Annotated in this window: 22 protein-coding genes; 18 read left to right on the top strand and 4 right to left on the bottom strand. The window is 73.6% G+C overall.

Annotated features, from left to right (window positions below; genetic code table 11):
- The first annotated feature begins 295 nt into the window (after nt 1-295).
- From ABT122_RS27785 to ABT122_RS27770, 4 genes are read left to right on the top strand one after another with little or no spacing between them, the layout of a single operon-like run.
- The gene (locus ABT122_RS27785) at nt 296-1,246 is read left to right on the top strand and encodes an alpha/beta hydrolase (RefSeq protein ID WP_351557878.1); all 951 of its coding nucleotides are present in this window, start codon (nt 296-298) and stop codon (nt 1,244-1,246) included.
- Nucleotides 1,239-2,552 carry an acyltransferase family protein gene (locus ABT122_RS27780; protein WP_351557876.1) on the top strand — a complete coding sequence of 438 codons (1,314 nt, stop codon included), beginning with the start codon at nt 1,239-1,241 and terminating at the stop codon, nt 2,550-2,552. Before ABT122_RS27785 ends, ABT122_RS27780 begins: the two co-directional genes overlap by 8 nt.
- Nucleotides 2,553-2,569: 17 nt before the next feature.
- Nucleotides 2,570-3,868, top strand: coding sequence for a sensor histidine kinase (locus ABT122_RS27775; protein WP_351557874.1), 1,299 nt, complete (start codon nt 2,570-2,572; stop codon nt 3,866-3,868).
- Complete coding sequence (locus tag ABT122_RS27770) at nt 3,865-4,536, top strand: response regulator (protein ID WP_351557872.1); 672 nt, start codon at nt 3,865-3,867, stop codon at nt 4,534-4,536. The genes ABT122_RS27775 and ABT122_RS27770 overlap by 4 nt, the downstream gene beginning before the upstream one ends.
- Nucleotides 4,537-4,723: 187 nt before the next feature.
- Here the strand turns inward: ABT122_RS27770 and ABT122_RS27765 are convergent, their stop codons facing one another.
- Nucleotides 4,724-5,125, bottom strand: coding sequence for a MerR family transcriptional regulator (locus tag ABT122_RS27765; protein WP_351557870.1), 402 nt, complete (start codon nt 5,123-5,125; stop codon nt 4,724-4,726).
- Nucleotides 5,126-5,204: 79 nt separating this feature from the next.
- On the opposite strand from ABT122_RS27765, the gene ABT122_RS27760 reads away from it, so the two are divergent.
- Both ABT122_RS27760 and ABT122_RS27755 read left to right on the top strand, forming a co-directional pair.
- On the top strand, nt 5,205-6,113 hold the full coding sequence (locus tag ABT122_RS27760; protein ID WP_351557868.1) for an NAD(P)-dependent oxidoreductase: 909 nt from the start codon (nt 5,205-5,207) through the stop codon (nt 6,111-6,113).
- A 31-nt stretch (nt 6,114-6,144) separates the two neighbouring features.
- Entirely contained in the window at nt 6,145-7,077 is a 933-nt protein-coding gene (locus ABT122_RS27755; RefSeq protein WP_351557866.1) for a phosphotransferase, read from the top strand.
- Nucleotides 7,078-7,163: 86 nt separating this feature from the next.
- Here the strand turns inward: ABT122_RS27755 and ABT122_RS27750 are convergent, their stop codons facing one another.
- Nucleotides 7,164-7,514, bottom strand: coding sequence for a YciI family protein (locus tag ABT122_RS27750; RefSeq protein ID WP_351557864.1), 351 nt, complete (start codon nt 7,512-7,514; stop codon nt 7,164-7,166).
- A 244-nt stretch (nt 7,515-7,758) separates the two neighbouring features.
- Here ABT122_RS27750 and ABT122_RS27745 point away from each other — a divergent pair, with 244 nt between their 5' ends.
- From ABT122_RS27745 to ABT122_RS27715, 7 genes are all read left to right on the top strand, one after another.
- Nucleotides 7,759-8,178: a helix-turn-helix domain-containing protein gene (locus ABT122_RS27745; protein WP_351557862.1), complete on the top strand. Its 420-nt coding sequence runs from the start codon at nt 7,759-7,761 to the stop codon at nt 8,176-8,178.
- Between the two features lie 10 nt (nt 8,179-8,188).
- Nucleotides 8,189-8,608 (top strand): VOC family protein, encoded by a 420-nt coding sequence (locus tag ABT122_RS27740; RefSeq protein ID WP_351557860.1) that lies wholly within the window; start codon nt 8,189-8,191, stop codon nt 8,606-8,608.
- An 87-nt stretch (nt 8,609-8,695) separates the two neighbouring features.
- The gene (locus ABT122_RS27735) at nt 8,696-11,104 is read left to right on the top strand and encodes an ATP-binding cassette domain-containing protein (protein WP_351557859.1); all 2,409 of its coding nucleotides are present in this window, start codon (nt 8,696-8,698) and stop codon (nt 11,102-11,104) included.
- 91 nt (nt 11,105-11,195) lie between these two features.
- Nucleotides 11,196-11,693 (top strand): hypothetical protein, encoded by a 498-nt coding sequence (locus tag ABT122_RS27730; RefSeq protein WP_351557857.1) that lies wholly within the window; start codon nt 11,196-11,198, stop codon nt 11,691-11,693.
- Nucleotides 11,690-12,103 (top strand): transcriptional regulator, encoded by a 414-nt coding sequence (locus ABT122_RS27725; RefSeq protein ID WP_351557855.1) that lies wholly within the window; start codon nt 11,690-11,692, stop codon nt 12,101-12,103. The genes ABT122_RS27730 and ABT122_RS27725 overlap by 4 nt, the downstream gene beginning before the upstream one ends.
- 80 nt (nt 12,104-12,183) lie before the next feature.
- On the top strand, nt 12,184-13,056 hold the full coding sequence (locus ABT122_RS27720) for an ABC transporter ATP-binding protein (RefSeq protein WP_351557882.1): 873 nt from the start codon (nt 12,184-12,186) through the stop codon (nt 13,054-13,056).
- The gene (locus ABT122_RS27715) at nt 13,053-13,964 is read left to right on the top strand and encodes an ABC transporter permease (protein ID WP_351557853.1); all 912 of its coding nucleotides are present in this window, start codon (nt 13,053-13,055) and stop codon (nt 13,962-13,964) included. The genes ABT122_RS27720 and ABT122_RS27715 overlap by 4 nt, the downstream gene beginning before the upstream one ends.
- 36 nt (nt 13,965-14,000) lie before the next feature.
- Here the strand turns inward: ABT122_RS27715 and ABT122_RS27710 are convergent, their stop codons facing one another.
- Nucleotides 14,001-14,522, bottom strand: coding sequence for an AAA family ATPase (locus ABT122_RS27710; RefSeq protein WP_351557851.1), 522 nt, complete (start codon nt 14,520-14,522; stop codon nt 14,001-14,003).
- 122 nt (nt 14,523-14,644) lie between these two features.
- Entirely contained in the window at nt 14,645-15,817 is a 1,173-nt protein-coding gene (locus tag ABT122_RS27705; protein ID WP_351557849.1) for an epoxide hydrolase family protein, read from the bottom strand.
- Nucleotides 15,818-15,897: 80 nt separating this feature from the next.
- Between ABT122_RS27705 and ABT122_RS27700 the strand changes: the two genes are divergently transcribed.
- The 5 genes from ABT122_RS27700 (at nt 15,898) to ABT122_RS27680 (ending at nt 20,922) form a co-directional block, all read left to right on the top strand.
- On the top strand, nt 15,898-16,473 hold the full coding sequence (locus ABT122_RS27700; protein WP_351557848.1) for a CGNR zinc finger domain-containing protein: 576 nt from the start codon (nt 15,898-15,900) through the stop codon (nt 16,471-16,473).
- Between the two features lie 138 nt (nt 16,474-16,611).
- Nucleotides 16,612-17,640: an N-acetyl-gamma-glutamyl-phosphate reductase gene (gene argC, locus ABT122_RS27695; RefSeq protein ID WP_351557847.1), complete on the top strand. Its 1,029-nt coding sequence runs from the start codon at nt 16,612-16,614 to the stop codon at nt 17,638-17,640.
- Nucleotides 17,637-18,791 carry a bifunctional glutamate N-acetyltransferase/amino-acid acetyltransferase ArgJ gene (argJ, locus tag ABT122_RS27690; protein ID WP_351557845.1) on the top strand — a complete coding sequence of 385 codons (1,155 nt, stop codon included), beginning with the start codon at nt 17,637-17,639 and terminating at the stop codon, nt 18,789-18,791. Before argC ends, argJ begins: the two co-directional genes overlap by 4 nt.
- Nucleotides 18,788-19,720 carry an acetylglutamate kinase gene (gene argB / locus ABT122_RS27685; protein ID WP_351557843.1) on the top strand — a complete coding sequence of 311 codons (933 nt, stop codon included), beginning with the start codon at nt 18,788-18,790 and terminating at the stop codon, nt 19,718-19,720. The genes argJ and argB overlap by 4 nt, the downstream gene beginning before the upstream one ends.
- Nucleotides 19,720-20,922, top strand: coding sequence for an acetylornithine transaminase (locus ABT122_RS27680; RefSeq protein WP_351557880.1), 1,203 nt, complete (start codon nt 19,720-19,722; stop codon nt 20,920-20,922). Before argB ends, ABT122_RS27680 begins: the two co-directional genes overlap by 1 nt.
- Nucleotides 20,923-20,926: the final 4 nt, after the last annotated feature.

Below are 20,926 nucleotides of genomic sequence, written 5' to 3'. Positions count from 1 at the left end.
GGGGGGGCGGGGGGGTTTTGGTTCTTCCCCCCCCGCGCCCCCCCCCCCCGGGGGGGGCCCCCCCCCCCCCCCCCCCCCCCCCGGGGTTTGGGGGGGGGGGGGGGGGGGCCCCCCCCCCGACCGTGGCCCGCACTGTGCGGGGTCCTGTGGCACAGGGGCCGTCCTCAAGCTCCCCGGAGCTGCCTCTGGGAGGTGCCCCCAGACGGGCTGGGGCCGGCGCGGGGGCCGGCGGACCCGGGCCACCGGGTCCACCGGGTCCGCCGAGACGAAACACCCACCCTGGAAGGGAAACCCCATGCCCCGCCTCCGCCGCACCCTCCTCGCCGCCCTCATCGCCGCCTCCATCGCCCTCCCCGTCTCCGGCGCCGCCCACCCCGCCGCCGTCCCCGCCCCCACCCCCGCCGATCTCGGCCCGCTCCCGGCCGCCACCCCCACCGCCCTCGGCGCGCGGTACACCGCCAGCCGTGAGGGCGTCCGCGCCGCCGCGCGCGCCGCCGCCGGCCACGGCGACCGGCGGCGCGCCCTTGCCCTGCGGGCCATGGCGGGCCCGGACCGCCACTTCCTCACCTTCGACGGCCGCGACGGAGGCCGCACCGCCGAGGTCTTCGGCGACCTCTCCCGGGCCGGCCGCGTCGCCGTGCTGGTCCCGGGCGCCGACACCGGCCTCGACACCTATGAGCGGTTCCGGACCGACGCGTCCGCCCTCCAGCGGGAGCTGGGCCCCGGCGCCGCCGTCGTCGCCTGGCTCGGCTACCGCACCCCCGGCACCACCACCCCCGAGGTGCTCACCACGGACCGCGCCGACGGAGCCGCCCCCGGCCTCCGCCGCTTCGTCCGGGAGCTGACCTCGGCCGCCCCCGCCGCCCAGGTCTCCCTGCTCTGCCACTCGTACGGCTCGGTCGTCTGCGCCCGCGCCGCCCCGGGTCTGCCCCTCGACACGATCGTCCTGTTCGGCAGCCCCGGCACCGGCGCCGACCACGCGGACCGGCTGCGCACCCGGGCGGCCGTCTGGGCCGGCCGCGGCTCGGGCGACTGGATCGGCGAGGTGCCCCACACCCGGCTCCCGCTGCTCTTCACCACCGTCGGATTCGGCCCCGACCCGGTCTCCCCGGAGTTCGGGGCCCGCACCTTCGACGCGGGCTCCGCCGGGCACGCCGACTATCTGAGACCGGGCTCCGTGTCCCTGCGGGCGATCGCCGGGATCGTCTCCGGGAGCACCTCCTCCGGGGAGGCGTCCCGTGCGTGAGCGAGCCCGCCGGATCGACGCCGCCACCCCGCGGGACCGCGACCGCGCCCTGGACGCCCTGCGCGCCTTCGCCATCCTCGGGGTGGTGCTCGGCCACTGGCTGGTGACCGCCCTGGTCGCCGACAGCGGAACCGTGCGCACCACCAGCCCCCTGAACGTCCTCCCGGAACTGGCGCCCGTCTCCTGGGTGCTCCAGACCCTCGCCGTGTTCTTCCTCGTCGGCGGTGTCCTCGGCGCGAGGAGCCGCACCTCGGCGCGTGCCCGGGGCCGGGGCTACCGGTGCTGGCTCCGCGCCCGGCTGGCGCGGCTGCTGCGGCCGGTCGTGGCCGTCCTCGTGGTGTGGGCGGTCGCGGCGGCGGCGATGCTGATCGCCGGGACCGGGCTCGCCACCGTGCACGCCCTGGTCCGGCTGGTCCTGGCGCCGCTCTGGTTTCTGCTGGTCTTCGCCGCGCTGACCGCCGCGACCCCGCTGATCGCCCGGCTGCACCCGCTCTGGCCGCTCGCGGTGGTCCTCCATGTGGACCTGCTCCGCTTCGCCTTCGGCGCGCCGGAGTGGATCGGCTGGCTGAATCTGGCGGCCGGCTGGCTGGTGCCGTACTGCCTGGGAACGCTCTGGGCCCGGTCCGGACTCCCGGGGCCCGCGACCGGCTGGGCGCTGCTCACCGCGGGCGCGCTCGCCACCATCGCGCTGGTGCTGTACGCCGGTTATCCCGCCGCGATGGTCGGCATACCCGGCGCCGGCACCTCCAACCTCAGCCCGCCGACCCTCGCGGCCGTCACCTTCGGGCTCGCCCAGTGCGGCGCCGCCCTGCTGCTGCTCCGCCCGCTGCGCCGGGCCCTCCGGCGCCCCGCGCTCTGGGCGGCGGTGGCCCTGCTGAACCTCTCCGCGATGACCGTGTTCCTCTGGCACCAGAGCGCGATGATCGCGGTCACCGCCCTCGGTCTGCTGGCGGGCGGCGGTCTGCCCGGGCTGCACACCGCCCCGGACGGTGCGGAGTGGGTGCTCGCCCGCACCGCCTGGCTGCCGGTGTTCGCGCTGGCGCTGCTGGTCTGCCGGGCGGCGTTCCGCGGCTGGGAGAGCGGTCGGGCCGGCGGCCGGAACAGCGGCCGGAACAGCGGCTGGGAGAGCTGCCGGGAGGGCGGCCGGGCCGGCGGTCGGGCCTGCGCTGAGGAGAGCGGCGGGAGGAGCGGTCCGGAGAGTGGCCGGTCGAGCTGCTGGAAGCGCGGTCGCGAGAATATCCGGGAGGGCGGCCGGGACACCGCCACCGCCCCCGCCGCCCGGACGACCCCGGGGTGGGGCGGATGAGAGAGAGGGCGGGGGAGATGACACCACACCTGCGCACAGCGGCCACGGCGCTCCGGGCGGCCGGTCGCGCGCTCCGCGCGGATCTGCTGACGACGGACGGCGGCCCGCCCCCGGGCGCTCCCCGCCCCCGCCGGTCGGACTGGCTGCCGGTGTACGGAGTCCTGCTGACGCTCACGGCGGCGGTGCTGCTGATCGTCACCGTCGACCAGTACGTCTCCGGCTTCGGCCTGGGCACGGCGGCCGGGATCGCGCTCGCCTCGCTCCAGTACGGGGCGCTGGTCGCCGCCCTGTTCCGTCCCGTCCCCGCCTGGTGGACGACGCTGGTCGCCACCGTCGCGGTCACCCTTCTCATGGACCCGGGCCCGGGCGCCGACGCGCCCTACCCCTGGACCGAGTGGGCGATCGCCGGCCAGGCCGGAGTGCTCTTCGCGGTGGCCCTGCGGGCCCGCCCCCGGGTCGCGGCCGAGACCCTGGTGGTCAGCGCCGTCACCGGGCTGCTGTGCGGGATCGCCGTGTCCGGGGACACCCGGGGCGCGCCGGTCGCGCTGATGTCCCTCGCCCTGTCCACCGCGGTCGGCGCGGCGCTGCGCGGGCGGCAGCGGGCCCGCTCCGAACTGGTCGCCCAGGAGGAGATCACGGCCGGTGAGCGGGCCCGCCGCACCCTCCTGGAGGAGCGCAACCGGATCGCCCGCGAGCTGCACGACGTGGTCGCGCACCATATGTCGGTCATCTCCATCCAGGCACAGGTCGCCCCCCATCTGACCGAGAACCCCTCCGACGAGCTGCGCGAGAACCTCGCGGGCATCCGGCGGAGCGCGGTCGACGCGCTCGCCGAACTCCGCCGCGTCCTGGGCGTGCTGCGCTCCGAGGACGCCCTCTCCCAGGCCGTACGGCACGCCCCCCAGCCCACCCTCGACCGGCTGGACGAACTGTTCGCCCGGGTCCGCGCCACGGGACTCGTGGTCACCGCCCGCGCCACCGGCGAACGCCGGCCCCTGCCCCCGGGCGTCGAACTCTCCGCGTACCGCATCGTGCAGGAGGCCCTCAGCAACGCGATGCGGCACGCGCCCGGCGCGCCGGTGCGGGTGGACACCCGGTACCAGCCGTCGGGGATCATGATCAGGGTCACCAACTCCCCGCCGGAGCGACCGGCTCCGCCGACCCCGGGCGCCGGGCACGGACTCCTCGGGATGCGCGAGCGCACGGCGATGCTGGGCGGCGAGCTGGCCTGCGGAGCCACCCCGGACGGCGGCTGGGAGGTATGGGTGACCCTGCCCCGGCACACCGCTGCCCAGAGCTCCGAGGAGACCGTGTGACCACCGTCCGCGTACTGATCGCCGACGACCAGATGATGGTCCGCCAGGGATTCACCGTCCTGCTGAACGCCGAACCCGGTATCGAGGTCGTCGGCCAGGCCGTGGACGGGGCCGACGCCGTCGCCCGGGTCGGCGAACTCGCCCCCGATGTGGTGCTGATGGACATACGGATGCCGGGCATGGGCGGCATCGAGGCGACCCGGCTCATCACCGAGGCGGCGGGCACCACCGTCCGGGTGCTGGTGCTGACCACCTTCGACCTCGACGAGTACGTGTACGACGCGCTGCGCGCCGGGGCCTCCGGGTTTCTGCTGAAGGACGCGTCCGCGGACGAACTGGCCCACGCGGTACGGGTGGTGGCGGCCGGCGACGCCCTGCTCGCCCCGAACATCACCCGTCGGCTGATCTCCGAGTTCTCCCGCATGACCGGCACCGCCCGCGCACCCCTCCGGGAGCGGGTCGGCGAACTGACGGAACGCGAGACCGAGGTGCTCCTGCTGATCGCCCGGGGCATGTCCAACGCGGAGATCGCCGCCCGGCTGGTGGTGGCCGAGCAGACGGTGAAGACCCATGTGGGCCGCGTCCTGGTGAAACTGGGCGTGCGCGACCGGACCCAGGCCGCGGTCCTCGCGTACGAGACCGGACTGGTGCGCCCCTCCCGCAACTGACCCCGGCGGGCCCGGGACCCGGTACCGTGCCGGGCCGTCCCTTCCGGATCTCGCCGGGCTCGCGGGCCCTGGCACCGCGACCCCGCTCACCGGCCCGATCCGATCCGATCCGATCCGATCCGATCCGATCCGGCCCGGCCCGGTCCGATCCGGTCCGGTCCGGCCCAGGCCGGAAGGAACCAACTCCCTAGCGGACGAGGCACTCCTCGGCCCCGCCGGGGCCGCCGGCCGGGTCCTGCTCAGGGGCGGCGGCGATCAGGGTGTCCAGCGCGGCCCGTGCCGTCAGCAGACCGGCCACCGCGCTGTCGATCCGCTCCCGCTCCCGGTACAGCTCGTCCACCAGCCCGGGACAGCCGGGCACCAGGTCCGGCCCGTCGTCGACCATGCAGGGCAGCAGCTCGGCGATGGTCCGGGTGCCCAGCCCCGCGCCCAGCAGGGTGCGGATGTTGTCCACCGTACGGACGGTCTCCTCGCCGTACTCGCGGTATCCGCTGGGCCGCCGCTCGGGGACCAGCAGACCCTGCTCCTCGTAGTAGCGCAGCAGCCGGCGGCTGACGCCGGTCCGCCGGGACAGAGCGCCGATCCGCATGGGCCGTACCTCCGGGTCTCCGGGTCTCAGGGAAGTGAGGTTGACTCTCACACCGATGTGAGACTTTAGCGTGTTCCCCATGACACCACAGACCTCAACAGACCAGCTCATCACCCCTGTTACCGTCATCGGCCTGGGTCCCATGGGGGTGCCGCTCGCCGACGCGCTGCTGGCCCGGGACCATCGGCCGACCGTCTTCAACCGCACCCCCGGCAAGGACACCGCCCTCCTCGCCCGGGGCGCCACCGGCGCGGCGACCGCGGCGGACGCGGTGGCCGCGAGCCCGCTCACCCTCCTGTGTCTCAAGGACTACGACGCCATGTACGCGATCCTCGGCGCCGCCGGTGACGCGCTGAAGGGGCGGGTTCTGGTGAACCTCGGCTCCGGCACACCCGAGGAGGCCCGCCGGGCGGCCCGCTGGGCGGCCGAGCGGGGCGCCGAGTACCTGGACGGCGCGATCATGGTGCCGCCGCCGATGGTGGGCGCCCCCGGGTCGGTCTTCCTCTACAGCGGCCCCAGGGAGGTCTTCGACCGGCACCGGGAGCTCCTCGCCGCCCTGGGCGACCCCCGGTACCTCGGCTCCGACCCCGGTCTCGCGGTGCTCCACAACACCGCGCTGCTGGAGATCATGTACGCGACCATGAACGGTGTCCTCCACGCCACCGCCCTGGTCGCGTCGGCCGGGGTCCCGGCGGCCGACTTCGCCGAACTCGCGCTCGGCTGGTTCATGCCGTCCGTGGTGAACTCGACGCTCGCCGAGGAGGTGGCGGAGCTGGGCTCGGGGAACTACCCAGGCGACGCGGGCACCATGGAGATGAACCTCGCCGCCCTGGAGCACATCGTCCGCACCTCCGCCGAGCAGGGCGTCCACACCGACCAGCCCGCGCTGATGCGGGCCGTCGCCGAGCGGGCCATCGCGCAGGGCCACGGAGGCGACAACTATCTGGCCGTCTACGAGGTCTTCCGCAGGGCGGCGGCCGTTGGTTGACCACGGGGGTGGGCCGGGCCAGGATCGTCACATGATCCAACCCTCCGCGGCCACTCTCGCCTGGGCGGCCGCCGCCGCCGGGTCCGAGATCCACGACATCCGGGGCCTGCGGGACGGGGGCAGCCCATGGCTGCTCCGTCTCACCGGCGGGCCGCTGGAGGCGGTGGTGCTCAGGACCGGCGCCCCCGGCCCCGACGGCCCGCACGCGGGTTTCGCGGCCGAGGCCGCCGCCCTGGAGCTGGCCGCCGGGCACCGCCTCCCGGCGCCCCGGCTGATCGCCGCCGACCCCGACGGCCGGTCGGCCGGCACCCTCGCGGTGCTGACCACGGCGGTACGGGGGAGCAGCCGCATCCCCGCCCTGCCGACCCCCGGCCGGCTGCGGGCCCTGGGCGCGGCGGCGGCAGCCCTGCACGCGGTCCCGCTGGACCCGCGCCCCGGGCTGCCCCTGCGGGACCGCTCGATCGGCGGGGTGGACTTCGCCGCGATGCGGCGCGACGGCGGCCTCCCGCCCCTTCTCGCGGAGGCGGAACGGGCGGTCGCCGGCCCACCGCCCGGCCCCGGGGTCCGGCCCGTCCTGGTCCACGGCGACCTCTGGCAGGGCAACACCCTGTGGGAGGGCGAGACGCTGACCGGCATCGTGGACTGGGACTCGGCGGGCGCCGGTCACTGGGGCGTCGACCTGGGCTCCCTCCGCTGCGACGCGGCGGTCCTCGCCGGGCCGCCGGCCGCCGACGAGGTGCTCACCGGCTGGCTGCGGGCACCGGGGCGGGCGCCTCAGGAGGCGGACGCGCGCACCCTGGCGTACTGGGACGTGGTGGCCGCCCTGAGCACCCCGCCCGATCTGGCCCTCTGGCTCCCGGCCTTCGCCGGCCAGGGCCGGGGCGACCTCTCCCCGGCGACGGCGACCGGCCGGCGGGACGCCTTTCTGCGCGGCGCCCTGGACCGGCTGGGCCGGGGCGGGTGAGACGGGGCGCCCGCGCCCGCCCCGGCGGCGGGCCGCCCGGACCGGCCCGCCCCCGAGGGGGCGGCGGTCCCGGACCCGGCCGGGGATCAGCCCTCCGCGATCTCGCGGACCTCGGCGGTCAGGGTCCACCGGTCGTCGTGGACCTGGAGGAACCGCGTGGCCCACTCCAGCGCCTCGGCCTTGTCCTTGGCCTGCACGATGGAGTACCCGCCGATGACCTCCTTGGTCTCGGTGAAGGGCCCGTCCGTGTGGCTCAGCTCCCCGTTCGACCAGGTGACCCGGGTGGCCTCGGCGGTGTCGGTGAGCTTGCCGGTGTCCAGCATCACCCCGGCCCTGGTGATCTCCTCCAGCAGGGCGCCCATGCGCTCACCCAGCTCGGGCCCGTCGGCGGGGGCGGTCCGCTCGTCGACACGGATCATCGTCAGGAAGCGCGGCATGGTGACTCCTCGTCGGAAGGGCGGGGCCTCTCCCCGCCTCTCACCTGTGCGTCGAACGGGCTGGGCCCGGATCGACACCGTCCCGGAAATTCTTTCCGGAATTCTCCGGGACGGCCTCCGGGCCTCCGGAACGGCCTCCGGCAGGCTCCCGGGACGGCCTCCGGAACGGCCTCGGGGACGGCCTCCGGCACCGGACGCCCGCCGCCCGCCGGGAGCCCCCGGCCCCCGTGCGATGCTGGTGGGCATGACCCTGGAGGACCTGGTACGACTGCGCCGCGCCCGGGACGTGATGGACCGCGACTACGCGCGGCCCCTGGACGTCCCGGCGCTGGCGAAGGTCGCCCTCATGTCGTCCGGGCACTTCTCCCGCAGCTTCCGCGCCGCCTTCGGCGAGACGCCCTACAGCTATCTCATGACGCGCCGGGTCGAGCGGGCCAAGGCGCTGCTGCGCCGGGGCGACCTGAGTGTCACGGACGTCTGTTTCGCCGTGGGCTGCACCTCGCTGGGGTCGTTCAGCTCGCGCTTCACCGAGCTGGTCGGCGAGCCGCCCAGCGCCTACCGGGCCCGCTCCCACGAGGCCGGAGCGCCGATCCCGGCGTGTGTCGCCAAGGTCCTCACACGACCGGTCAGGATCGGAGAAGCGCGATCCACCGCCGCCTCGTAACGTCGACAGCATGAACAGCATCAAACTCTCGCAGTGCTTCATCGCCGTCGACGACCACGACAAGGCGCTCGCCTTCTACCGTGACGCCCTCGGCCTGGAGATACGCAACGACGTCGGGTTCGAGGGAATGCGCTGGGTGACCGTCGGCTCACCCGAGCAGCCCGATGTGGAGATCGTCCTCGAACCGCCGCTCGCGGACCCCAACGCCTCGCCCGCCGACCGGCAGACCATGGCGGAACTGCTGGCCAAGGGCATGCTGCGCGGTGTGATCTTCTCCACCGACGACTGCGACGCCACCTTCGAACGCGTCCGGGCCGCCGGCGGGGAGGTGTTGCAGGAGCCGATCGACCAGCCCTACGGCGTCCGTGACTGCGCCTTCCGCGACCCGTCCGGCAACATGCTCCGCTTCACCCAGGCCCGCGAGCAGTAGCACCCCCCGGCCGTGGTGCGGCCCCCGCCCGACGACGCGGGCGGGGGCCACGGCCCGCACCGAACAGATGGATGGAGAGAGAAGACCATGAGCAGGGCCACGAGGAAGGGCACGCGGCCGCCCGCGCGCCACGGTGCCGACAGCCACGATCTGATCCGTGTGCACGGCTCACGCGTGAACAACCTCAAGGACGTCAGCATCGAGATCCCCAAGCGCCGGCTGACGGTCTTCACCGGGGTCTCCGGCTCGGGCAAGAGCTCCCTGGTGTTCGGCACGATCGCCGCCGAGTCGCAGCGGCTGATCAACGACACGTACAGCGCCTTCGTCCAGGGCTTCATGCCGGCCGCCGCCCGGCCCGAGGCCGATGTGCTCGAAGGGCTGACCACCGCGATCATCGTCGACCAGCAGCGGATGGGCGCCGACCCCCGGTCCACCGTCGGCACCGCCACCGACGCCAACGCGATGCTGCGCATCCTCTTCAGCCGGCTCGGGCAGCCGCACATCGGCTCGCCCAACGCCTTCTCCTTCAATGTCGCCTCGGTCCGGGCCAGCGGCGCGATCACGGTCGAGCGGGGGGCCGGCACCAGGACCGTGAAGCAGACCTTCACCCGCACCGGCGGCATGTGCACCCGCTGCGAGGGCCGGGGCACGGTCTCGGACATCGATCTCACCCAGCTCTACGACGACTCCAAGTCGATCGCCGAGGGCGCGTTCACCATCCCCGGCTGGAAGTCGGACAGCTGGTGGACCGTGCGGACCTACGCCGAGTCGGGCTTCCTCGACCCCGACAAGCCGATCCGCAGATTCACCAAGAAGGAGATGCGGGACTTCCTCTACCGGGAGCCGACCAAGGTGAAGGTCGAGGGGGTGAACCTCACCTTCGAGGGGCTGATCCCCAAGATCCAGAAGTCGTTCCTCTCCAAGGACCGGGAGGCGATGCAGCCGCACATCCGGGCCTTCGTGGACCGGGCGGTCACCTTCACCACCTGCCCCGAGTGCGACGGCACCCGGCTCAGCGAGGTGGCCAGGTCGTCGCGGATCGGCGGTGTCGGCATCGCCGACGCGTGCGCGATGGAGATCCGCGATCTGGCCGTCTGGGTCCGCGGCCTCACCGACAGATCCGTCGCACCGCTGCTGGCGACCCTGGGGAAGACCCTGGACTCCTTCGTGGAGATCGGGCTCGGCTATCTCTCGCTCGACCGGCCGTCCGGCACCCTCTCCGGCGGCGAGGCCCAGCGCGTCAAGATGATCCGCCACCTCGGCTCCGCGCTCACCGATGTCACCTATGTCTTCGACGAGCCCACCATCGGGCTGCACCCCCATGACATCCAGCGGATGAACGAACTCCTGCTGCGGCTGCGCGACAAGGGGAACACCGTGCTCGTCGTGGAGCACAAACCGGAGACGATCGTGATCGCCGACCATGTCGTCGACCTCGGGCCAGGCGCCGGCACGGAGGGCGGCACCATCTGTTTCGAGGGCACCGTCGAAGGGCTGCGCACCGCCTCCACCCTCACCGGCCGCCATCTCGACGACCGCGCCGTCCTCAAGGAGACGGTGCGCGAGCCCACCGGGGCGCTGGAGATCCGCGGCGCCTCGGCGCACAATCTGCGGGATGTCGACGTCGACATCCCGCTCGGGGTGCTCTGCGTGGTCACCGGGGTCGCCGGCTCCGGCAAGAGCTCACTGCTGCACACGGCACTGCCCCAGCAGCCCGGCGCCGCCGACGCCGGTGTGATCTCCATCGACCAGGGCGCGATCCGCGGCTCCCGGCGGAGCAACCCCGCGACCTACACCGGGCTGCTCGACCCGATCCGCAAGGCGTTCGCCAAGGCCAACGGGGTGAAGCCGGCGCTGTTCAGCGCCAACTCCGAGGGCGCCTGCCCCAACTGCAACGGCGCCGGCGTCATCTACACCGACCTCGCGATGATGGCCGGGGTGGCCACCGTCTGCGAGGAGTGCGAGGGGAAGCGGTTCCAGGCCGCGGTGCTCGACCACCACCTCGGCGGACGCGACATCAGCGAGGTGCTCGCGATGCCGGTGACCGAGGCCGAGGAGTTCTTCGGCGCCGGCGAGGCCCGCACCCCGGCCGCGCACCGGGTCCTCGGCCGGCTCGTGGACGTCGGGCTCGGCTACCTCACCCTCGGCCAGCCGCTCACCACCCTCTCCGGCGGCGAGCGCCAGCGGCTCAAGCTGGCCACCCACATGACCGAGAAGGGCGGCGTCTACCTCCTCGACGAGCCGACCACCGGACTCCACCTCGCGGATGTCGAGCAACTCCTCGGCCTGCTCGACCGGCTCGTCGACTCCGGCAAGTCGGTCATCGTGATCGAGCACCACCAGGCGGTGATGGCACACGCCGACTGGATCATCGACCTCGGCCCCGGCGCCGGCCACGACGGCGGCCGGGTCGTCTTCGAGGGCACCCCCGCCGACCTGGTCGCCGACGGCTCCACCCTCACCGGCGAGCACCTCGCGGCCTACGTCGGGAGCTGACCGGGGAACCCGGCGGCCCGGGGCCGACTTGCCCACCGGGAAAGCCGAAGGTAGCTTTCCCGGTGGGAAAGTAAAGCGTCACGGGAGGGCGATGGTCGTGAGCACACCGGTCGATGCCGAACAGGCATGGAGGGATCTGCAGCGCGTCCGCGTGCCGCAGGAGCGCGTGTACGACGAGATCGAGCGGCGCGCCTCGGGCGGTTCCGGCGCCGCCCGCGCCACGGCGGCGCTCATGTGGGTCTTTCTGGCCGGTCTGGGTCTGGAGCCGCCCCGCTGGGGCGTCCCGCTGATCGTTGTCGCGTACGTCGCGCTGCTGGGCGCCCTGGCGGTGCTCCACCACCGGGGGGACCGGGTGCGGCTGCACCACTCCCGCCACACCTGGCGGACGTCCGCCGTGTTCGCCGCCGGGGCGCTGCTGACCGGCGGCACGGCCCTGCTCTGCGGCCGGCTGGCCGGATCGCTGGAGCCGCTGCCCGGCAGTCTGATCCAGGCCACGGTCTCGGCCGGGGTGTTCCTGCTGTTCATCGGTCCGGCGAACCGCTGGGCGACCGGCTCCCTCCGTCTCCGCGGTGAGCGGGAGGACGGATGAGCGTCCCCCGGGGCTTCGACGAACTGATCCACCCCGCCACCCGGCTGTCGGTGGTGGCGCTCCTCGCCACCACCGAATGGGCGGACTTCGCGTTCGTCCGCGACAGCCTCTCGCTCAGCGACTCCGCGCTCTCCAAGCAGTTGCACACCCTGGGCGAGGCCGGATATCTGGAGATCCACAAGGAGGGCGGCGGCCGCAAACGGCGCACCAGGGTGCGGCTGACGGACGCCGGCCGCACCGCCTTCGAGGGGCATGTGGCCGCGCTGCGGGCGATCGTCGAGCGCGCCGGGCTCCCGGCCCCGGCCGGACCCGCGCCCACCGGCCCGGCGGCGGACGGCGCTTCCCCGGCGGACGGCCCCGGACCGGCGCACCGGCCCCGCCACCGGCACCACGCGGAGGCGGGACGGTGACGGCGCTCGACCACGGCCCCGTACCGCCCGCGCCGCCCTCCGCCCCCGCCCACCCCGTCATCCGGGCGCGCGGTGTGACCATGGCGTACGGCGGCATCGATGTCCTCCACGGCATCGATCTGGACATCCACCGAGGTGAGGTCTTCGCCCTGCTGGGGCCCAACGGCGCGGGGAAGACCACCACCGTCGAGATCCTGGAGGGCTTCCGGCAGCGCACCGCGGGGGACGTCAGCGTCCTCGGCGCGGACCCGGAGCGCGGCGACGACGCCTGGCGCGGCCGTATCGGACTGGTCCTCCAGTCCTGGCGCGACCACGGCCGCTGGCGGGTCGCCGAGCTGCTGGCGCACTTCGCGACGTACTACCCCGACCCCCGCGACCCGGCCGAACTGCTGGCCCTGGTCGGTCTCACCGACCAGGCGGACCGGCGGGTGGACCGGCTCTCCGGCGGCCGGCGCCGGCGGCTGGATGTCGCGCTCGGCATCGTCGGCCGCCCCGAACTCCTCTTCCTGGACGAGCCGACCACCGGCTTCGACCCCCGGGCGCGGCACGAGTTTCACCTCCTGGTCGAGCGGCTGGCGCGCGATGAGGGCGTCACCGTTCTGCTCACCACCCACGACCTGGTCGAGGCCGAGCGGCTCGCCGACCGGATCGCCATGCTGGTCAGCGGCCGGATACGGGCCTGCGGCACTCCGTCGGAGCTGGCCCGGCGGGCCGCCGCGCGGGCCGAGGTCCGCTGGACGGCCGACGACGGGACGCCCCGCCGCGAACGCACCGAGGACCCCTCGCGGCTGGTCTGGGAGCTCCACCGGGACGCGGCCGGACCGATCGCCGGTCTCGAAGTCCGCCGCCCGACGCTGGAGGACACCTATCTGCACATGGTGCACCGGCAAGACCGGCAAGACCGGCCGGAGCCGGAAGGGAACGGCACGGACGGGGAGGCGCGGGCCGTATGAACGACACCCCCACGACGGAGGGGCGGGCCGGAGCGCACCGCCCCGTCCGCCGCTCCTGCCGCGCGGGTCTCCTGCGCGGCTCCATCGAGCTGCGGCACCTGCTCCGCAATCCCAAGGAGCTGTCCGGCCATCTGACCAATGTGGTGGTCGCCCTGGTGATCGCGGGCTATGTCAGCGGAGATGTGCCCGGCACCGGTGTCCCGATGACCCATCTGGTGCTCGCGGGATTCGCCGCCTATCTGCTGTTCCAGATCGGGATGATCAGTCTTCCGCAGCTGCTGGTGACCGAGCGGGAGGAGGGCGCCCTGCTGCGGCTGCGCGCCACACCCGGCGGGATACCGGCCTATCTCGTGGCCAAGTGCCTGCTGCTGGTCGTCACGGCGGCCGTCACCCTGGCCCTGCTCCTGGCGGCCGGGGCGCTGCTGGTGGACGGACCGCTGCCGCGGGGACCGGCCGGCTGGCTGACGCTGCTGTGGGTCACCGCGCTCGGGCTGCTCGCCGTCGTACCGCTGGGCGCGGCCATCGGCGCCGTACTGCCCAATCCGCGCGAGGCGCTGGCGCTGATCATGCTGCCCACGATGGGGCTGCTGGTCACCTCCGGAGCGGTCTTCCCGATCACCTCGCTGCCCGGGCCGGTCCAGCAGGTGGCCTCCGTCTTCCCGCTCAAGTGGATGGCGCAGGGCCTGCGCTCCGCGCTGCTGCCGGACTCCGCGCGGGCCGCCGAGCCGGCCGGCTCCTGGGAGCTGCCCATGGTCGCCCTGGTCCTGGCCGCCTGGGCGGTCATCGGATTCCTCCTGGCGATCCCCCTGCTGCGCCGCGCCGCCCGCCGGGAGTCGGGCTCCCGGCTGAGCGCGCGCCACAGCAGGGCGGTCCGGAGCGGGGCGGTCCCCGAGCGGGCCGGCTCGTAGGAGCGGGCGCGGCCCGGCGGTACCGCCCCGGGGACCTCAGCCCCTGACCGCGTCCGCGATCCGCAGGGCCGCCTCGGCCGGTGTGAGGTGGGTGGTGTCGACGACCTCGGCCTCGCGGTGCAGCCAGGTGCGGGCCGCCTCGGCGTAGGGGTCGAGATAGCGGAGGCGGAAGGGGGAGGGGCCGAGGACGGTGTCCCCCTCGATGCGTCCGCGCAGGGTGTCCCGGTCGGCGTGGAGGACGAAGTGCCGCACCGGGACGCCGTGCTCCGCGAGGCCCGCGCTGATCTCGCGCCAGTACTCCTCGACGATGACGGTCATGGGCATCACCAGGGTGCCGCCGGTGTAGTCGAGCACCCGCCGCGCGGTCTCGACCACGAGGGGCCGCCACGGTGGCCAGTGCTGGAAGTTGTCCGTCGCGGGCAGCCCGGGAGCGATGTCCATGAGCGTCTCGCCGACCTTCTCGGCGTTGAACACCCGGGAGTCCGGGATGAGCGGCTGAAGGAGCGCGCTGGTCGTCGTCTTGCCCGCGCCATGGGTGCCGTTGAGCCATACGATCATGGGTTCGACGCTAGTGGTGCGCGGCCCCGGCGCCCGTGCCGGCCGTGTCACAGAACCGCCACGACGGGATGCCGGTCCGCGAGGAGGCCCCGCCCGGGACCGGGTACCGCCACCCGCCGCGTTCACCGGCGCGCGGCCAGCACTGCCGCGAGGCCCTCGCGCAGATCGGTGACGAAGTACCCGGGGACCTCCAGCGACGGGAAGTGTCCCCCCTTCCCGGGTGACCTCCACCGGACGATCCGCCGGTACCGCTCCCGCGCCCAGGCGCGCGGACTCTTCTCGATGTCGCGGGGGTACATGGTGATCGCCGACGGGACGTCGACCCGGAGTCCGGGATCGAGCGAATCATGGCTCTCGTAGTAGATACGGGCCGACGACGCGCCGGTCCGCGTCAGCCAGTACAGGGTGACGTCGTCGAGAACGCGGTCCCGGGAGATTGTCTCGAACGGGCTGTCCTCGGTGTCCGACCACTCGGCGAACTTGTCGAGTATCCAGGCGAGAAGACCGACCGGTGAGTCGACGAGCGAGTAGCCGATGGTCTGCGGCCGGGTCGCCTGCTGCTTCGCGTACGCCGCGCGGTGGCGCCAGAAGTCGCGGGTCTCCTCGGTCCACTCGCGCTCCTCCGCCGTCAGCCCGTCCGCCGTCAGCCCGGGCGGCGCCTCCGCGAACGTGGTGTGGATGCCGAGGACGTGCGCCGGGAACCTGCCGCCGAGCACCGTGGTGATATTGCCTCCCCAGTCGCCGCCGTGGGCCGTGAAGGTGCCGTAGCCGAGCCTTCCCATGAGTTCCACCCACGCGGCCGCGATCCTCTCGGTCCCCCACCCGGTGGTGGCCGGCTTGTCGCTGTGGCCGAAGCCCGGCAGCGACGGGACCACGACGTGGAAGGCGGGCGCGTCCGCGTCCTTTGGATCCGCCAGCTCGTCCACCACATCGGTGAACTCGGCGATGCTGCCGGGCCAGCCGTGCGTCAGGACCAGAGGGATGGCGTCCGCGCGCGCGGACCGGCGGTGCAGGAAGTGGATTCCCAGGCCGTCGATGGTCGTCCGGAACTGGCCGATCCGGTCGAGCCGCTCCTCGAACGCCCGCCAGTCGTACCCGGTGCGCCAGTAGTGCACGACATCGGCGAGGTCGGCGAGGGGAACGCCCTGCGCCCACCGCGGGGAGCCGGGCCCCGCGCCCTGGACCGTCTCGGCCTCCGGCAGCCGCGCCGAGGCCAGTCGCGCGCGCAGATCGTCGAGGTCGGCGTCGGTCGCGTGGGCTTCGAACGTGTGCACGTCGCTGGTCGGGCGGGGCATGGGACCTCCTGGCTAGCGGAACCGGCATTGACGGTTCTAGCAGCTCTCCGGGCCGTGTCGCAACCGGCTATGGTGGTTCCATGCGTGCCGACTTCCCTGACTTCCGCCTCGGTTCGGTGCTGGCGACCAGCTTCACGGGGACCCTGTCGGAGCGTCATGGCGACGCCGTGGAGCGCCTTCCCGTGCCGCACCGGCTCATCGACTGGCTGGCCGTGTACGGCCTCGCCGTGGACTCCTGCACCGCGCTCCAGCTCGGCCTCGCCCGGGAGCTGAGGGAGTCGATCCACGCCGCCGCCACGGCGGCCGCCGTCCAGGACGCCCTCCCCGCGTCCGCTCTGCGGGTCATCAACGCCCGCAGCTCCCGGGGCCGGGCGGCGGCCTTCCTGACGCCCGGCGGCGAGCGGCGCTGGCGGCTCGGCCCGGCCTCCCCTCTGGAGGACGCCCTCGGCGTGATCGCCGCCGACGCGATCAGCGTCATCTCGGGTGAGCGCGACGGAAGGCTGGCCCTGTGCGCCTCGCCGACCTGCCGGGCCGCCTTCTTCGACACCAGCCGGAGCCGCACCCGCAGATGGTGCGACATGAACACGTGCGGGAACCGCCAGAAGAAGGCGCGCTTCCTCGCCGGCCGGCAGGGAAAGTCCGGACCGGTGGAGTGATCGTCGCCCCGGAGCGCCCGGGCGGGACCCTCCGTACCGCGCCGCGTCCGGCACGGCGGGACGGTCCGCGCGGCCATCCGACTCATTGCATAAAACTGCATAGCTGCGTATAGTCATGCCGTCGACGAGGAGGGTTCGATGGCGGTACGAGCAGCAGTGGCAGGCGCGAGCGGATACGCGGGCGGGGAAGTCCTCCGGCTGCTCCTCGCGCATCCCGGGGTCGAGATCGGCGCACTCACCGGCAACTCCAACGCGGGGCAGCCGCTCGGCGGGCTTCAGCCGCATCTGGTGCCGCTCGCCGGACGAGTGCTCGAAGCGACGACCGCGCAGGTCCTCGCCGGGCACGACGTGGTCTTTCTCGCGCTGCCGCACGGGCAGTCCGCCGCCGTGGCCGAGCAGCTCGGGGACGAGGCGCTGGTGATCGACATGGGCGCCGACTTCCGGCTGAGGGACCCCGCCGACTGGGAGCGGTTCTACGGCTCCGAGCACGCCGGCACCTGGCCGTACGGACTGCCCGAGCTGCCCGGCGGCCGGAGCGCGCTGGAGGGGGCGCGCCGCATCGCGGTGCCCGGGTGCTACCCGACCGCCGTGTCCCTCGCGCTCTTCCCCGCGTACGGTGCGGGCCTCGCCGAGCCCGAGGCCGTGATCACCGCCGCCTCCGGCACCTCCGGCGCCGGCAAGGCGCCCAAGGCGCACCTCCTGGGCTCCGAGGTGATGGGCTCCATGAGCCCCTACGGCGTCGGCGGCGGCCACCGCCACACCCCCGAGATGATCCAGAACCTCAGCGGCGCGGCGGGGGAGCCGGTCACCGTCTCCTTCACCCCCACCCTCGCGCCCATGGCCCGCGGCATCCTCGCCACCTGCTCGGCGAAGGCCCGGCCCGGCACCACCGCGCAGGACGTGCGCGCCGCCTACGAGAAGGCGTTCGCCGACGAGCCCTTCGTCCATCTGCTCCCCGAGGGGCAGTGGCCCGCGACCGCGTCCGTGTACGGGTCCAACGCCGCGCAGATCCAGGTCGCGTACGACGAGAGCGCCCGCCGGATCATCGCGATCAGCGCCATCGACAACCTCACCAAGGGCACCGCGGGCGGTGCGGTCCAGAGCATGAACATCGCCCTGGGCCTCGACGAGACCACAGGACTCTCAACGATCGGAGTGGCACCGTGAGCGTCACGGCAGCACAGGGGTTCACCGCAGCGGGCATCGCCGCGGGACTCAAGGAGAACGGCAGCCCGGACCTGGCCCTCGTGGTCAACAACGGCCCCCGCCGCGCCGCCGCCGGCGTCTTCACCTCCAACCGCGTCAAGGCCGCCCCGGTCCTCTGGTCCGAGCAGGTCCTCAAGGGCGGCGCGGTGACCGCCGTCGTCCTCAACTCCGGCGGCGCCAACGCCTGCACCGGCCCCCAGGGCTTCCAGGACACCCACGCCACCGCCGAGAAGGCCGCCGAGGTCCTCGACGGCCACAGCGCCGGCGAGATCGCCGTCGCCTCCACCGGCCTCATCGGCCTGCTGCTGCCCATGGACAAGCTGCTCCCGGGCGTGGAGAAGGCCGCGGGCGAACTCTCCGAGTACGGCGGTGAGAAGGCCGCCATCGCGATCAAGACCACCGACACCGTCCACAAGACCGCCGTCCACCAGGGCGACGGCTGGACCGTCGGCGGCATGGCCAAGGGCGCGGGCATGCTCGCCCCCGGCCTCGCCACCATGCTCGTCGTCCTCACCACCGACGCCGATCTCGACAGCCCCGACCTCGACCGGGCGCTGCGCGACGCCACCCGCACCACCTTCGACCGGATCGACTCCGACGGCTGCATGTCCACCAACGACACCGTGCTGCTGCTGGCCTCGGGCGCCTCCGGCCGCACCCCCGCCCACGACGAGTTCGCCGGCGCCGTCCGTACCGTCTGCGACGACCTCGCCCGCCAGCTCATCGGCGACGCCGAGGGCGCGTCCAAGGACATCCGGATCGAGATCGTGGGCGCCGCCACCGAGGCGGACGCGGTCGAGGTCGGCCGCTCCATCGCCCGTAACAACCTCCTCAAGTGCGCCATCCACGGCGAGGACCCCAACTGGGGCCGGGTGCTCTCCGCCATCGGCACCACCGGCGCCGCCTTCGAGCCCGACCGGCTCCATGTCGCCATCAACGACGTCTGGGTCTGCCGCAACGGCAGCGTCGGCGAGGACCGCGACCTCGTCGACATGCGCTACCGCGAGGTACGGATCACCGCGGACCTCTCCGCCGGGGACGAGTCCGCCGTCATCTGGGCCAACGACCTCACCGCCGACTACGTCCACGAGAACAGCGCGTACAGCTCATGAGCGGAATCAACCCCCCGGCGCGCAAGCACACCGCCCTGCCGAAGGCCCGCATCCTCGTCGAGGCACTGCCCTGGCTGACCCGGCACCACGGCAAGACGGTGGTCGTGAAGTTCGGCGGCAACGCCATGGTCGACGAGGACCTGAAGGCGGCCTTCGCCCAGGACGTCGTCTTTCTGCGGCACGCCGGCCTCAAACCCGTCGTCGTGCACGGCGGCGGCCCCCAGATCAGCGCCCAGCTCGACAAGCAGGGCCTGGTCAGCGAGTTCAAGGCGGGCCTTCGGGTCACCACCCCCGAGGCGATGGACGTCGTACGGATGGTGCTCGCCGGACAGGTCCAGCGCGAGCTGGTCGGGCTGCTCAATCAGCACGGGCCGCTCGCCGTCGGGCTCACCGGCGAGGACGCCCACACCATCACCGCCATCAAGCACCAGCCGCTCATCGACGGTGTGCCGGTCGACATCGGCCGGGTCGGCGAGGTCACCAGGATCGACACGGGCGCCGTCACGGCGCTGCTGGAGGACGGCCGCATCCCGGTCATCTCCTCCATCGCCCGTGCGGAGGACGACGGACATGTCTACAACGTCAATGCTGATACGGCGGCTGCGGCTCTCGCTGCGGCGCTTGGCGCGGAGACCCTGATGGTGCTCACCGATGTCGAGGGGCTGTACGAGGACTGGCCCCGCAGCGACGAGGTGATCAGCCGGCTCACCGCCACCCAGCTGGAGAAGCTGCTGCCCGACCTCTCCAGCGGGATGGTCCCCAAGATGGAGGGCTGTCTCTTCGCCGTCCGCAACGGGGTCAACACCGCCCGAGTGATCGACGGCCGGGTGCCGCACTCGATTCTGCTGGAGATCTTCACCGATGAGGGCATCGGCACCATGGTCGTGCCCGATGTTCCGTTCGTGACATCCGTGACGGAGGGGGAATGATGACCAACCAGGAGTTCGCCCGGCGCTGGCAGGGCGTGATGACCGACAACTACGGCACACCGCCGCTCTCCCTGGTGCGCGGCGAGGGCGCCACACTCCACGACGCCGACGGGGCCGTCTACACCGACTTCGTCGGCGGGATCGCCGTGAACGCGCTGGGCCACGGCCACCCCGCCGTCGTCGAGGCGGTCTCCCGGCAGATCGCCGCCCTGGGGCATGTCTCCAACCTCTACACCGCCGAGCCGCCGCTCGCGCTCGCCGAGCGGCTGATCCAGCTCGCCGGCCGCCCCGGCAGGGTCTACTTCTGCAACTCGGGCGCCGAGGCCAACGAAGCGGCCTTCAAACTCGGCAGGCTGACGGGCCGCCCGCACATGGTCGCCACCGCCGGGGGATTCCACGGCCGCACCATGGGGGCGCTCGCGCTGACCGGGCAGCCGGGCAAGCGGGAGCCGTTCCTGCCGCTGCCGGGCGAGGTCACCCATGTTCCGTACGGGGACGCCGACGCGCTGCGCGCCGCCGTCACCACCGACACCGCGCTGGTGATCCTGGAGCCCATCCAGGGCGAGAACGGGGTGGTCACCCCGCCCGCCGGCTATCTGGAGGCGGCCCGGGAGATCACCCGGGCCACCGGCACCCTGCTCGTCCTGGACGAGGTGCAGACCGGGATCGGCCGGACCGGCCACTGGTTCGCGGCCCAGGCCGAGGGGGTCGAGGCCGATGTCGTCACCCTCGCGAAGGGGCTCGGCGGGGGGCTGCCGCTCGGCGCCACGCTGGTCTTCGGCCCCGCCGCCGATCTGCTGCGGCCCGGCCAGCACGGCACCACCTTCGGCGGCAACCCCGTCGCCTGCGCCGCCGGTCTCGCCGTTCTGGACACCCTCGCGGCCGATGGGCTGCTCGACCAGGTCAAACGGTTCGGGGAGAAGATCCGGGACGGAGTGGAATCTCTCGGACACGATCTGGTCTCCCATGTCCGTGGTGCCGGCCTGTTGCTGGGTATCGTGCTCAACGAGCCCCTCGCGCCCCAGGTGCAGCGAGCGGCTCAGAGCGCCGGCTTCCTGGTGAACGCCCCGGCCCCCGATGTCGTACGGCTGATGCCGCCGCTCATCATCGGTGAGGCGGATGTGGACGCGTTTCTCCGGGCCCTGCCCGGCGTGCTCGACGCGGCCCGCGAGCGGGACGGGACAGGACAAACCGGAGAATGAGACG

This window comes from Streptomyces sp. NPDC001985, from assembly GCF_040296845.1.
GTDB lineage: Bacteria > Actinomycetota > Actinomycetes > Streptomycetales > Streptomycetaceae > Streptomyces.
This window is presented reverse-complemented; position numbering and strand designations above follow the sequence as displayed.